The 13,284-nt window shown below is 64.0% G+C and carries 13 protein-coding genes; 4 read left to right on the top strand and 9 right to left on the bottom strand.

Going from position 1 to position 13,284, the window contains the following annotated elements; translation table 11 throughout:
- Positions 1-2 precede the first annotated feature (2 nt).
- The 3 genes from NGM28_RS08870 to NGM28_RS08860 all read right to left on the bottom strand — a co-directional run bounded on the left by NGM28_RS08870 (position 3) and on the right by NGM28_RS08860 (position 4,763).
- On the bottom strand, positions 3-1,790 hold the full coding sequence (locus NGM28_RS08870; protein WP_252089799.1) for a monovalent cation:proton antiporter-2 (CPA2) family protein: 1,788 nt from the start codon (positions 1,788-1,790) through the stop codon (positions 3-5).
- 234 nt (positions 1,791-2,024) lie between these two features.
- The gene (locus NGM28_RS08865) at positions 2,025-3,050 is read right to left on the bottom strand and encodes an alpha/beta hydrolase (protein WP_240065418.1); all 1,026 of its coding nucleotides are present in this window, start codon (positions 3,048-3,050) and stop codon (positions 2,025-2,027) included.
- Positions 3,051-3,275: 225 nt separating this feature from the next.
- Positions 3,276-4,763: a YifB family Mg chelatase-like AAA ATPase gene (locus NGM28_RS08860; protein WP_252089797.1), complete on the bottom strand. Its 1,488-nt coding sequence runs from the start codon at positions 4,761-4,763 to the stop codon at positions 3,276-3,278.
- A gap of 233 nt (positions 4,764-4,996) precedes the next feature.
- Here NGM28_RS08860 and NGM28_RS08855 point away from each other — a divergent pair, with 233 nt between their 5' ends.
- Complete coding sequence (locus tag NGM28_RS08855) at positions 4,997-5,263, top strand: type II toxin-antitoxin system RelB/DinJ family antitoxin (protein WP_252089795.1); 267 nt, start codon at positions 4,997-4,999, stop codon at positions 5,261-5,263.
- 8 nt (positions 5,264-5,271) lie between these two features.
- On the opposite strand, the gene NGM28_RS08850 is transcribed toward NGM28_RS08855, so the two are convergent.
- The 6 genes from NGM28_RS08850 to NGM28_RS08825 form a co-directional block, all read right to left on the bottom strand.
- The gene (locus NGM28_RS08850; RefSeq protein WP_252089793.1) at positions 5,272-5,544 is read right to left on the bottom strand and encodes a type II toxin-antitoxin system RelE/ParE family toxin; all 273 of its coding nucleotides are present in this window, start codon (positions 5,542-5,544) and stop codon (positions 5,272-5,274) included.
- A 101-nt stretch (positions 5,545-5,645) separates the two neighbouring features.
- Positions 5,646-6,041, bottom strand: coding sequence for an SLOG family protein (locus NGM28_RS08845; RefSeq protein WP_240065422.1), 396 nt, complete (start codon positions 6,039-6,041; stop codon positions 5,646-5,648).
- A 9-nt stretch (positions 6,042-6,050) separates the two neighbouring features.
- Complete coding sequence (gene mgtA, locus NGM28_RS08840; RefSeq protein ID WP_252089791.1) at positions 6,051-8,762, bottom strand: magnesium-translocating P-type ATPase; 2,712 nt, start codon at positions 8,760-8,762, stop codon at positions 6,051-6,053.
- A 311-nt stretch (positions 8,763-9,073) separates the two neighbouring features.
- Positions 9,074-9,280, bottom strand: coding sequence for a hypothetical protein (locus NGM28_RS08835; protein ID WP_252089789.1), 207 nt, complete (start codon positions 9,278-9,280; stop codon positions 9,074-9,076).
- A gap of 387 nt (positions 9,281-9,667) precedes the next feature.
- Positions 9,668-10,096, bottom strand: a complete 429-nt coding sequence (locus NGM28_RS08830) for a TOBE domain-containing protein (RefSeq protein ID WP_240065425.1) — start codon at positions 10,094-10,096, stop codon at positions 9,668-9,670.
- A gap of 24 nt (positions 10,097-10,120) precedes the next feature.
- Positions 10,121-10,384 carry an accessory factor UbiK family protein gene (locus NGM28_RS08825; RefSeq protein ID WP_240065426.1) on the bottom strand — a complete coding sequence of 88 codons (264 nt, stop codon included), beginning with the start codon at positions 10,382-10,384 and terminating at the stop codon, positions 10,121-10,123.
- Between the two features lie 406 nt (positions 10,385-10,790).
- Here NGM28_RS08825 and glnK point away from each other — a divergent pair, with 406 nt between their 5' ends.
- From glnK to sutA, 3 genes are all read left to right on the top strand, one after another.
- Positions 10,791-11,129 carry a P-II family nitrogen regulator gene (gene glnK, locus NGM28_RS08820; protein WP_002555808.1) on the top strand — a complete coding sequence of 113 codons (339 nt, stop codon included), beginning with the start codon at positions 10,791-10,793 and terminating at the stop codon, positions 11,127-11,129.
- Between the two features lie 48 nt (positions 11,130-11,177).
- On the top strand, positions 11,178-12,512 hold the full coding sequence (locus NGM28_RS08815) for an ammonium transporter (protein ID WP_240065427.1): 1,335 nt from the start codon (positions 11,178-11,180) through the stop codon (positions 12,510-12,512).
- A 430-nt stretch (positions 12,513-12,942) separates the two neighbouring features.
- Positions 12,943-13,272, top strand: coding sequence for a dormancy-specific transcriptional regulator SutA (sutA, locus tag NGM28_RS08810; protein WP_011536349.1), 330 nt, complete (start codon positions 12,943-12,945; stop codon positions 13,270-13,272).
- Positions 13,273-13,284 lie beyond the last annotated feature (12 nt).

The following is a 13,284-nucleotide window of genomic DNA, read 5'->3' as shown; positions in this document are numbered from 1 at the left end:
TCTCAATCCGCATCCGACTCGAACAACCGCTCCAGCTCCACCCGTGCTTCCTTGGCCGTCTGCATCACCTTGGCCCGGTCGTCACGTACCAGGCCCTGGGCTTCCAGCACCTGCTCGTCATGCTCGGCAAACCGCTCGATCCGGAACGCCGCCTGTTCTTCCGACAACCCCAGCCCGATCAACGTGCGCCGGCTCATCTCCAGGCTGGAATGGAACGTCTCGCGAACCGGCTCGGCGCCCACGTCCATCAATTTGTGCACATGCTGGCGGTTGCGCGCCCGGGCGATCACCTTCAGGTGCGGGTACAGCCGCTTGACGTGCTCAGCGGTGCGGGTGGCGGCCTCCGGGTCGTCGATGGTGATGATCACGTACTCGGCCTCGCCGACCTTCGCCGCATGCAGCACCTCGGCGCGCGACGGATCGCCGTAGAACACCGGCACCTGCTCGAACATGCGGGTCATCTCGATGGTGTCCACCGAGGTTTCCAGAGCAATGAACGGCACCTTCTGCGCCCGCAAAATACGCGCAACGATCTGCCCCATGCGGCCCATGCCGACGATCACCACCCGCGGGGTGCCGGCGTCGATGCTCTTGTACTGCTCGGGCACTTCGCGAGGCGGTTGTGGGCGCTTGAGGGCGCGGGCGCAACCGAGCATCAGCAACGGGGTGATGGCCATCGACAGGGTGATGGTCATCAGCAGCAGGTCGTAGGTCTGGGTATCGAACAGGCCCTGGTCCTTGCCCAGCTTGAACACCACGAAGGCGAATTCGCCGCCGGCCGCCAGCACCATGCCCAGGCGCAGGGCGTTGGCACGGTTGAGCCCACCCGCCAGGCGGCCGACGCCGATCAGCAGCACCAGTTTCACGGCGATCAGCAGCAGGGTCAGGCCCAGCAGCACCAGCGGCATTTCCAGCAGCAGGCGCAGGTTGGCGCCCATGCCGACACTGATGAAGAACAGCCCCAGCAGCAAACCCTTGAACGGCTCGATCTGCGCTTCCAGCTCATGGCGGTATTCCGAGTCGGCCAGCAACAGGCCGGCGAGGAACGCGCCCAGGGCCATGGAAACCCCGGCTTCCTCCATCAACCAGGCGGTGCCGATCACCACCAGCAGCGCGGTGGCGGTGGACACCTCCGGCAGACCGGTGCGGGCCACGGTGCGAAACAGTGGGCGCAACAGGTAGCGACCGCCGATGACGACCACGGCGATGCTGGCGAACACCTTCAACCCGTGTTCGAGGCTGTCGCCTTGGCTGGTGTCCGGGCCGCTGGCGGCCAGCAGCGGTACCAGGGCGATCAGCGGGATCGCGGCGATGTCCTGGAACAGCAGGATGGCGAACGCCAGGCGGCCATGGGGTGCGTTGAGCTGCTTGGTCTCGGCCAGGCTCTGCAAGCCCAGCGCGGTAGACGACAGCGCCAGGCCCAGGCCCAGGACCAGGGCGGCCGGTAGCGTCTGGCTGAAGCCGAACAAGGCGATGGCGCCAATCACCGCGCCCGTCAGCAGCACCTGCGCGGTGCCGACGCCGAACACTGACTTGCGCATCAGCCAGAGGCGCCGTGGGGACAGCTCAAGGCCAATGATGAACAGCAACAACACCACACCCAGTTCGGAGATGTGCGCGACGCTTTCGGTATCGCGGATCAGGCCCAGGGCCTGCGGGCCAATGGCCACGCCGGCCAGCAGGTAGCCGATCACGGCACCCAGTTGCAGGCGTTTGGCGAGGGGGACGGCGACGACGGCGGCGAGCAGGAAGATCACCGCGGTCTGGAGAAGGCTGCCTTCGTGTGGCATCGGTTCGGGCTCCATGAACTGCGTGGGCAGCGGTTGTGTCTGGAGCGCTATTTTGCGGATTGGCTGTGGCAACGACAATCCGCCAGGGCGTGACGCATCGTTCGTTCAGAGGAACGGTACGCCCGGCAACCCCCGTACCGTAGGAGCCAGCTTGCTGGCGAACCAAGCGCCGCGGTGACTGGCACCGGCGTCGCCGGTGTTCGCCGGCAAGCCGGCTCCTACGAGGGCACGCTGTTACTGGAGGTGTTGCTTCAATGCCTGGGCCGCCTGGTCCATGGCACTGCGCACACTGGGTACTGTGCTCAGCACGTTGAGCAGGCCGTAGTCATGGATCATGCCGTTGTAGCGCACGGCGGTCACCGGCACCCCGGCCGCATTGAGCTTGCGGGCATAGGCTTCGCCTTCGTCGCGCAGCACATCCATTTCGGCAGTCTGCACCAGAGTCGGTGGCAGGCCCTTCAACTGCTCAAGGCTGGCGCGCAACGGCGAGGCGTGGATGTCGTCGCGCTGGCGTGGGTCGGTGGTGTAGTTGTTCCAGAACCACTGCATCATGTTGCGCGTCAGGAAGTGGCCCTCGGCGAACTGGTTGTACGACGCGTTGTTGAAGTTGGCGTCGGTCACCGGCCACAGCAGCGCCTGGAAGCGCAGCTTCGGCGTGCCGGCCTCCTTGGCCTTGATCGCCACCACCGCGGCCATGTTGCCGCCGACACTGTTGCCGGCTACCGCCAGGCGGCTGCTGTCCACGCCGATTTCCTTGCCGTGCTCGGCCACCCAGCGGGTGGCGGCGTAAGCCTGGTTGATCGCCGTCGGGAACTTCGCTTCTGGCGATGGCGTGTAATCGACGTACACCGCTGCCGCGCCGGAACCGACCACCAAGTCGCGGATCAGGCGTTCGTGGGTGGGGTAGTCACCCAGCACCCAACCGCCACCGTGGAAGAACATGAACACCGGGAGCTCACCCTTGGCACCTTCGGGGCGTACCACGCGGATCTCCAGCGGCTGGCCGTCGGCCTGGATGGTCCGGCGTTCGACGCGGATACCCGACAGGTCGACCTTCACCCCGGCCTGGGCGCCGCTCAGTACGGCGCGGGCATCCTTGGGTGCCAGGGTTTCCAATGGCTTTCCACCACCGGCGGCGAGGGCATCGAGGAAACCTTGAGTGGTGGATTCGACACCGGGGCTGCCGGCGGCGAAGGCGCCGGCACTGGTACCGAGGGTCAGGGCGGTGGCGGTCAGGGCGAAGGCTTTGCGAAGGGTCATGGTCGTTCTCCGGGTTCTGCTGAGTGGGGTTGGCGACTGCTTGCTGCGTGCGATTAATATTGCGCAATAATATTTAGTGCGCAAAATATATTTCCACTATGACCCCGATTGAGCGTGTCTGTAGGAGCGGCTTTAGCCGCGATGTGGGTTGTGTGGTGTATGGCACCGGCGTTGCCGGTGATCGCGGCTAAAGCCGCTCCTACAGGTCTGGTGCCAAAGGCTGCGTCAGGCGCTGGGCCGGTACTGCAACGCTTCTGCTAGGTGCGACCTGGCGATGGAGGGCGCCTTCTCCAGGTCCGCCAACGTGCGTGCCACCTTCAGCAGCCGGTGCGCTGCGCGCAACGATAGGGTCAACCGTTCACAGGCCGTTTCCAGCCAAGCCTGGTCGGCCGGCTCCAGCGGACAGTGCTTGCGCAGGCCCTTGAGGTCGAGAAAGGCATTGGCGCAGCCCTGACGGTGCTGCTGCAACTCGCGGGCCTCTGCGACCACGCGGGCGACGCTGGCGCTGGTCTCGCCGCTGGGCTGGCTGTTCAGCACGGTGCTTTCCCGCGCCACGGTCAGGTGCAGGTCGATACGATCGAGCAGGGGGCCAGAGAGCTTGTTGCGATAGCGCTGGATCTGTTCGGGGCTGCAACGGCAGCGACCGGTAGGGTCGCCGAAATAGCCGCAGGGACAGGGGTTCATCGCCGCCACCAGCTGGAATCGCGCCGGGAAGCGTACCCGGTCCTTGGCCCGTGCGATTACGATCTCGCCTGATTCCAGTGGCTCACGCAGCACTTCCAGCACGCGTCGCTCGAACTCCGGCAGTTCATCGAGAAACAACACACCGTGGTGCGCCAGGGTGATCTCGCCGGGCTGCGGCCGGCTGCCACCACCGACCAGCGCCGGGCCGGACGCGGAATGGTGCGGATGGCGAAATGGCCGTTGTGGCCAACTGTCGAGCGGGGCATGGCCGCTGACCGAGCGGATGGCCGCCACCTCCAGCGCCTCGCGCTCGTCCAGCGGCGGCAACAGGCCGGGCAGGCGGCTGGCGAGCAAGGTCTTGCCGGTGCCGGGCGGGCCGGTGAACAGCAGGTTGTGCCCCCCGGCAGCGGCTACCAGCAGGGCACGCTTGGCGGCGACCTGGCCCTGGACTTCGCTCAGGTCCGGGTAGGGCCGTTGTTCCAGCAGCAAGCCGTTGGCCGCATAGGGCGGCAGGGGCAGTTGCCCGCTCAGGTGGGCGACCAGTTCCTGCAAGGTGCCTACGGCAAACACAACCAGCCCACTGGCCAGGCTGGCCTCTTCAGCGTTTTCCTTGGGAACCACCAGCGCGCGGCCGGCATCGCGCGCGGCGAGGGCCGCGGGCAACACCCCTTGCACCGGGCGCAACGCCCCGGACAGGGCCAGCTCGCCCAGGCATTCGATGTCTTCGAGGGTGGCCACCGGCACCTGGCCGTTGGCGGCGAGGATGCCCAGGGCGATGGCCAGGTCGTAGCGCCCGCCGTCCTTGGGCAAGTCGGCGGGGGCGAGGCTCTGGGTGATGCGCCGGGCCGGGTAGTCCAGCCCCGAGTTGACGATGGCGCTGCGCACGCGGTCCTTGCTCTCCTTGACCGTGGCCTCCGGCAGGCCGACCAGGGTGAGGGTGGGCAGGCCGTTGGCCAGGTGGGTCTCGACGCTGACTGGTGGTGCCAGCACGCCGACCTGGGCGCGGCTGTGGACGAGGGCGAGGGACATGGGCGCTCCGTGCTTGCTTGAGAAAGGCCGCGTCCTGCGGCCCGGCAAAGCTTAGTGAGGTCCCTGGTGTCGACGCTGAGAAGAGTGCATCGGGGTTTTTCCGGCCATTGTCCCGGTCCATGCCTATCCGCCCTCCACCGGGCCGAACATTTTTTAACCACTTGGTGTGGACAGACTCAAGCTAAGGGACAAAAATGTGGCCACGTTGTGGCTACAAATTGCTTGGAGGATTCATGGCCCATACAGAAGTCGTACGTACGCGAATCGACAGTGACCTGAAAGTGAACGCGACAAAAATCCTGGAAGAAATGGGTATCACCGTCTCGCAGGCGATTCGGATGATGCTGGTCCAGGTAGTGCAGACCAAGGCTCTACCGTTCGAGGTCAAGGCGATGACGCTCAATGAGCGTGCTCGGCAAGTGATGGAGGCCCAGGATCGTGAGCAGGTGGTGCAAGCGCATGAAAGCGCCGAAACGCTGTTCAAAGATTTGGGCGTTTGAGTCGCAGGCTACTCAAACAGGTAGTGGTGCGGGCCGGTCTGTTCCAGGGTGATGCTCCCTGCTTGTGTGTCGCATTTGTAGACCAACCACCAGTCGAAGCTGATCAGGCAGCACCAGCGGCCTGGAGCACCGACCAACTGTCCATCGCAATGCCTGGGATGCAGTGGAGGCTGTCTTTCCAAAGACCGGACAACCACCTTGAAGGCGGTGATGTCCGGTTTTTTTGCAAGCTGCAGCTGGAAGTCGATAACGAATTGCGGCGTGGTCAGGATCTTGAACATGGAGGGCTCCCTGCCGGTTGAGCGCCGGGAGCTTGCGATGATGCGGACACTCCAGGTTCGCTTGAGGGCCGCGTCCTGCGGCCCGGCAAAGCTTAGTGATGTCAGTCGCGCCGCAGCGGCAAAGAGTGCATCGAAGTTTGTCCAGCCAGCGGCCGCCCAGCGCAGACCACGGCAATTCCAGCCCCCCGGGCCCGGGCCAGCAGCTCCTCGGTGTCATCCCCGCCGGGCAGCGCCAGCACCGCATCCGGCCGGCTGTCACGCAACATGAAGACATTGCGCAATCGCTCGGCCAGCTTGCCATGCAGCTGCCAGTTGGGCGGGTAGCGAACGATATCGGCGCCATGCTCGCGGGCCCAGGCTTCGATATCGCCTCCCAGGTGCTGGCTGCCGCCATGGATCAGCACGCGGATCGGTTGCCGGCGCTGGAGGTCGTCCAGCGCCTGGCGGCAGCGGCGGCTGTCGGCGTAGTTGCGCCCCGCGCAGATCAGTACTCGCATGGCCACCCCTCAGAACCACTGGCCGAAGCGGCGGATGTACAGGGTCTTCATGGTCTGCGCGACCAGGCAGTAGCCCAGCAGGGTCGCGACCAGCCAAGGGAAGTATTCCCACGGCAGCGGCACCAGCCCGACCATCGCCCCCAGCGGCGAGAACGGGATGTAGATGCCCAGGCACATCACCAGCCCCGTCGCCAGGATCACCGGCAGCGCCGCGGTGCTCTGGAAGAACGGCACCTTGCGGGTGCGCAGCATGTGCACCACCAGCGTCTGCGACAGCAGCCCCTCGACGAACCAGCCGGACTGGAACAGCGCCTGCATTTCCACGCTGTTGGCGGCGAACACGTACCACATCAGGGCAAAGGTGGTGATGTCGAAGATCGACGAAGTCGGCCCGATCCACAGCATGAAGCGGCCGATGTTGCGGGCATCCCACTTGCGTGGCTCGCGCAGGAACTGCTTGTCCATGCGGTCCCACGGCAGTGACAGCTGGGAGAAGTCGTACATCAGGTTCTGCAGCAGCAGGTGGATCGCCAGCATCGGCATGAACGGGATGAAGGCGCTGGCCACCAGCACCGAAAACACGTTGCCGAAGTTGGAACTGGCGGTCATGCACAGGTACTTCATGATGTTGCCGAAGGTTTCCCGGCCCTTCAGTACACCTTCCTCCAGCACCATCAGGCTTTTTTCCAGGAGGATGATGTCGGCCGATTCCTTGGCGATATCGGTGCCGCTGTCCACCGAAATGCCGACGTCGGCATCCCGCAGGGCCGGGGCGTCGTTGATGCCGTCGCCGAGGAAACCGACGGTGTGGCCGTTGGCTTGCAGCGCCTTGAGCACCCGCGACTTCTGCAGCGGGGTGAGCTTGGCGAACACTGTGCGTTCTTCGACCAGCACCTTGAGCTGGGTGTCGTCGAGGCGCTCGATGTCCTGGCCGAGCAGCGGCTGCCCGGGCTCCAGGCCCACTTCGCGGCAAACCTTGCAGGTGACCACCGGGTTGTCGCCGGTGAGTACCTTCACTTTCACGCCCATCTCACGCAGGGCGGCGATAGCCGGGCCGGCAGTTTCCTTGGGTGGGTCCAGGAAGGTCAGGAAGCCGCGGATCACCAGCTCGCGCTCGTCGTCGGTGTGGTACTGGGCCTTGCCTTCGGCGGCGGGAATCTCGCGGGTACCGACCAGCAGCACGCGGAAGCCTTCCTGGTTGAAGGTGGCGGCGGTGGCGAGCAGCTGCTGGCGCAGGGCGTCATCGAGCACGACCCGCTGGCCGTCCTGCTCCATGTGGGTGGCGATGGCCAGCACCTCTTCGACCGCGCCTTTGCTCACCAGCAGGTGATCGCCCAGGGCGTCCTTGACGATCACCGACAGGCGACGGCGGATGAAGTCGAAGGGCAGCTCGTCGACCTTGGCATAGGCGTAGGGCGGCTGGAAGCTGCCGTTCTCACCGGCGAAGCGCAGCACGGCCTGGTCCATCAGGTTCTTCACGCCGCTCTGGTGATGGCTGTTGAGCCAGGCCAGTTCGAGCAGGCGCGGGTCGGCACGGCCGCTGGGGTCGACGTGATGCTCGAGGATGATCCGGTCCTGCGTGAGGGTGCCGGTCTTGTCGGTGCACAGCACATCCATCGAACCGAAGTTCTGGATGGCGTTCAGGCGCTTGACCACCACTTTGCGCCGGGCCATGGCCACGGCACCCTTGGCCAGGTTGGCGCTGACGATCATCGGCAGCATTTCCGGAGTGAGACCCACGGCCACGGCCAGGGCGAACAGGAAGGCGTCGCTCCAGTCGCCCTTGACCACGCCATTGAGCATGAACACCACCGGCACCATCACCAGCATGAAGCGGATCAGCAGGCGGCTGACGCTGTTCACCCCGCGGTCGAAGGCGGTCTGGCTGCGCGAGCCGGCGATGGCCTTGGCCAGCGAGCCGAAATAGGTGCGCTTGCCGGTGGCCACCACCACGGCGCGGGCCCGGCCGCTGACCACGTTGGTGCCCATGAAGCCGATGTTGGGCAGGTCAAGCAGGTTGCCTTCAGCGCTGGCGCCGTCGTCAGCGGACTTCTGCGCGACATGGCCCAGGGTGTCGTACTTCTCCACTGGCAAGGCTTCGCCGGTGAGCACGGCCTGGCTGATGAACAGGTCGCGGGATTCGATCAGGCGGATGTCGGCGGGGATCATGTCGCCGGCGCTGAGCTGCACGATGTCGCCGGCCACGAGTTCGTTCATCGGCACTTCGCGAAGGCGCGGGGCCTGGTCGTGGCGTTCACGGCGCAGCACGGTGGCGGTGGTGCGGACCATGGCCTTGAGGGCTTCGGCGGCCTTGGTCGAACGGTATTCCTGCCAGAAGCGCAGCAGGCCGCTGACGCTGACCATGGTCATGATGATGATGACCTTGGTCAGGTCGGCATCTTCCACTTCGCCTGCGCGCAGGGGCAGCCAGTAGTCGGTGACGAAGCTGATCCCGGCCAGGGTCAGCAATACATAGATAAAGGGGTTGTGCAGGGCCTTGAGCAGCTGCACCAGGGCTGGTTCCGGTTTGTCGTGGGCGACTTCGTTGGCCCCGTCGCGCTGCAGGCGCTTGCTGGCTTCGTGCTCGGTCAGGCCCAGTTCGCTGGCGTCGAGATTGGCGAGGGTGACGGCCAGGCCGTTGCGCGCCTCGCGGGCGGCGCGCATGGAGAGGCGGGCGTCTGCGCCGGCTTTGCTCGTGGTGTTGCGGTCTTTTACGGTCATTTGGCTGTGCTCCTGCCGCAGGAGGCGGCACGACACACAGTCGACTCACCGTTGGGCGGGTGAGTGAACGTGTCTCGGGCCGCGATCATTCGATCGATGAAAAACGTGGTTTTTCCGACGTTTACGTGTTCGCTGGCGAATGCCGGAAATAAGATCGGCAGCGAACTTTCTACTGGCGGATTCCATGGTCTTTTGAAACCTCGAATAAAGTGATTGGCAATAAGAAACCCGCAAACTTTAAATATTTAAAGTTTGTGAAGTCCTGACGTTTAACAGGTCGTCAGCTTAGTGTCGGGAATGCATCGCGCCGGTCAGCAGAAGCACAGATGGGCGCGCCATCGACCGGGCGGTTCCTGGGTGTCTTCGGTGTGCCAGTGCAGGCGCAGGGCAGGGCTACCCGGCTGGGGCAGCCAGGTGGCGCGCAGCCGTGAAACGGTCGCGCGGGGTGGTGATAGGCATGGCAAGGCCTTGCGCGCCGGAGCGTGCAGGCGATCGCGAATAAAGGTGATGAAGTTCATAAGCTTGCCTCCGACCGGGCGGGCACCCGGGGCGGCAAGCGACGGCGGAGCAATCAGGCTCTGGCGCGGCTTGCCCGACCTTGGGGGCGGGCCCGGAGTTCCGGTTCAAGTGCCTGGCAGGCATAAGCGGCCAGGCAGCGACTAGATACTGTGTCCATTGAATTCTTCGTGAGTTGAAATAAAGGCCCGCTTTTTGGGGTGGGTGAACTTTATGCAAAGCATAGCGGGCAAGTCAACCAGGGAGGTGAAACTTAAATAAGTTTCATCTGGTTGGTTCAGGGAGTATTTGGTTTTCAGCAGGGGAGGGTAATGTGTTGCGTGGCACCGGCTTTGCCGGTGTTCGCCGGCAAGGCCGGCTCCTACAGGGGTAGGGGCCGGCCTGTAGGGTCAGGCCTTGGCGCCGAGGATGATGTGCGAGGCCTTGATCAGCGCGGTGGCTTTTACGCCTGGCTTGAGGCCGAGTTCCTGCACCGCTTCACGGGTGACGATGGCATAGACCTCGGTGCCACCGGCCAGCTTCAGGACCACTTCGGCGTTCACCGCGCCGTCGCCGACTCGCACCACTTCGCCTTCCAGGCTGTTGCGCGCCGAAAGCTTGTAGCCAGCGGCATCGGTCATCAGCACCACCCAGGGTGCCTTCACCAGGGCCACGGCCTGCTTGCCGACATTGATGTTGAGGTTGTGCAGGCTGGCCATGGTGACCACCGCGACCAGTTTCTCGCCGCCGGCCAGGGTCACTTCCACCTCGGCATTCACCGCGCCGGGTTGAACGCTGCTGACGGTACCTTCGAAGACATTGCGGGCACTGACTTTCATGGGAAACGCTCCGTGTATCGATTGTTATTCCGCGGTGGGCGGCGCCATCCGTGCTTCCAGCTCGGCGACCTGTTTCTCCAGGGCTTCCAGCCGGGCGCGGGTGCGGGCCAGCACCACCATTTGACTGTCGAACTCTTCGCGGCTGACCAGGTCGAGCTTGCTGAAGGCGCCCTGCATCAGCACCTTGAACTGGCTTTCCAGTTCGGCGCGAGGCGCAGCGGTGTCGCCGCTGAACAGGCGCGAGGCTTGGTCGCTCAGGGCATCGAGAAAGGCTTTGGGCGCGAGCATGTTGGCTATCCGCTGATCACTGAAAGGCCAGCAGTGTAGCACGCGCCTTTTGCCCACTTGCGCTGCACGCTTTTCGCGCAGGGCGGCCAAAGGTCGCGCACCGATTTTGTGCGCTTTTTCGCTGCTGGCGAATGGCCAATCCCCACCTGTTTACGCAACTGCCTGTTTTTTCGTCACTTGCGCCAACTGGCAAGGTTTCTGCAATGACCTGATCGAGCCATGCACTGATGCAGTCCCTTGTGACCAGGCAGTGCGCAGGTGGAGCCGGAGGGTTCTTCGTCACAGCCGGATCGTGCGTCGGCGGGGAGGATGGAGCCGACGACGCGTTACAAAGCCAGGCGCTGCGCTTAGACTTGAGTCGGGTTTGTTTTCCTGGGGCAAGTCCACCAAATCGGGAGAGAGTTTCATGAAGCTAGTCACTGCCATCATCAAGCCGTTCAAGCTGGACGACGTGCGCGAGTCGCTGTCGGAAATCGGCGTGCAGGGCATCACCGTCACCGAAGTCAAAGGCTTCGGTCGTCAAAAGGGTCATACCGAGCTGTACCGCGGCGCTGAATACGTGGTCGATTTCCTGCCCAAGGTGAAGATCGATGTGGCCATCGACGACAAGGACCTTGATCGGGTGATCGAGGCCATCACCAAGGCCGCCAACACCGGCAAGATCGGCGACGGCAAGATCTTCGTGGTCAACCTGGAGCAAGCGATCCGCATCCGTACCGGCGAAACCGATACCGACGCGATCTAAGCGCCAGAACAACGCCTCACCAAACCCAACGCCCCAGGAGAAAACAACATGACTCTGCGCAAGATCGCAGGGCTAGGAGCCCTATTGTCCCTCGTAATGCCAGGGCTGGCCCTGGCCGAGGAAACGGCCGCCCCGGTGCTGAACTCCGGCGACACCGCCTGGATGCTCACCTCGACGGCGCTGGTCCTGTTCATGACCATCCCGGGCCTGGCCCTGTTCTACGGCGGCATGGTGCGCTCGAAGAACGTGCTGTCGGTGATGATGCAATGCTTTGCCATCACCGGGCTGATCAGCATCCTGTGGGTCATCTACGGCTACAGCCTCGCCTTCGATACCGCCGGTATGGAAAAGGGCGTGCTCAACTTCAATTCCTTCATCGGTGGCTTCTCCAAGGCCTTCCTCAGCGGTGTCACGCCGTCGGGCCTGACTTCGGCCACCGCGCTGTTCCCTGAAGCGGTGTTCATCACCTTCCAGATGACCTTCGCCATCATCACTCCGGCATTGATCGTCGGCGCCTTCGCCGAACGCATGAAGTTCTCGGCGATGCTGATCTTCATGGGTGTGTGGTTCACCCTGGTCTATGCGCCGATCGCGCACATGGTCTGGAGCGGTGACGGCGCGCTGATGTGGGACTGGGGCGTGCTCGACTTCGCCGGTGGCACCGTGGTGCACATCAATGCCGGTATCGCCGGCCTGGTCTGCTGCCTGGTGCTGGGCAAGCGCAAGGGCTACCCAACCACGCCAATGGCGCCGCACAACCTGGGCTATACGCTGATGGGCGCAGCCATGCTGTGGATCGGCTGGTTCGGCTTCAATGCCGGTTCTGCCGCCGCGGCCAACGGCACCGCCGGCATGGCCATGCTGGTGACCCAGATCGCCACCGCCGCCGCCGCGCTGGGCTGGATGTTCGCCGAGTGGATCTTCCACGGCAAACCCAGCGCGCTGGGCATCGCCTCGGGCGTGGTCGCCGGCCTGGTCGCCATCACTCCAGCCGCTGGCACCGTCGGCCCGATGGGCGCCCTGGTGATCGGCCTGGTGTCCGGCATCGTCTGCTACTTCTGCGCCACCAGCCTCAAGCGCAAGCTGGGCTATGACGACTCCCTCGACGCCTTCGGCGTGCACGGTATCGGCGGCATCATCGGCGCGCTGCTCACCGGTGTGTTCGCGGCACCGGCCCTGGGTGGCTTCGGTGCAGTCACCGACATCGCCGCGCAGTTCTGGATCCAGGCCAAGGGCGTGATCTTCACCGTGGTCTACACCGCCATCGCCACCTACGTGATCCTCAAGGTGCTGGACCTGGTGATGGGCCTGCGGGTCAGCGAAGAAGAAGAGTCGGTCGGCCTCGACCTGGCTCAACACAACGAGCGCGGCTACAACCTGTAACCGCCACGCTGGAAAACTTGCCCGGTTCGCCGGGCATTTTTTTGCCTGTAGTTTGCTGTTTTATGCGATGCAAACGGTTTACCCCACCTGTTCGCGACCTGGGCGGAAAACTTACAAGCCATCGGGTGTTTCTGGTGCTTTGCTTTTTCTGCGAGCGCGCTAGAATGCGCGCCGAAGGAAGCGGGACGAGTAGTCCACACACTTCGCCACCCTTTGCTAGGCTTGCCAATAGCCTGTGGCCAGCAAGGGTACAACGTATTTTGTCAGGCCTTGCCAGGAGCAGGGCCTGCAGGGTGCCAGGCTCCCCATGAGGGGCGGACACCCAGGGCAGTGGCCAACCCACGGCCAGTTGAATTTTCACTGGTGGCTGCCGGTCTACGGCTGCACCGGTCTATAACTAACCTGCTTTTCGCAAGTCATGAGGTAGAACATGAGCGACGACGATCTGGAAAATGACGACCTCGAAGTAGGCGACGAAGACGAGGCTGATGAAGGCCTCGAAGCGGCCGCTGACGATGGCGCGGAAGACGCTGGCGATGACGACAGCAGCCCCGCACCTGCTGCAAAAGGCAAGTCCAAGGCGGCTGTCTCGGTAGACGAGATGCCGAGCATGGAAGCCAAGCAGAAAGAGCGCGATGCGCTGGCCAAGGCGATGGAAGAATTCCTGTCGCGCGGTGGCAAGGTGCAGGAAGTGGAGGCCAACGTGGTCGCCGATCCGCCCAAGAAGCCGGACAACAAGTACGGCAGCCGCCCTATCTGAGTGGTTGAATGC

This window comes from Pseudomonas sp. MWU13-3659, assembly GCF_023757525.1.
In the GTDB taxonomy this organism is placed as follows: Bacteria; Pseudomonadota; Gammaproteobacteria; order Pseudomonadales; family Pseudomonadaceae; genus Aquipseudomonas; species Aquipseudomonas entomophila_E.
Note: the sequence above shows the minus strand (reverse complement) of the source record. Positions and strands in the feature narration are given on the sequence as shown.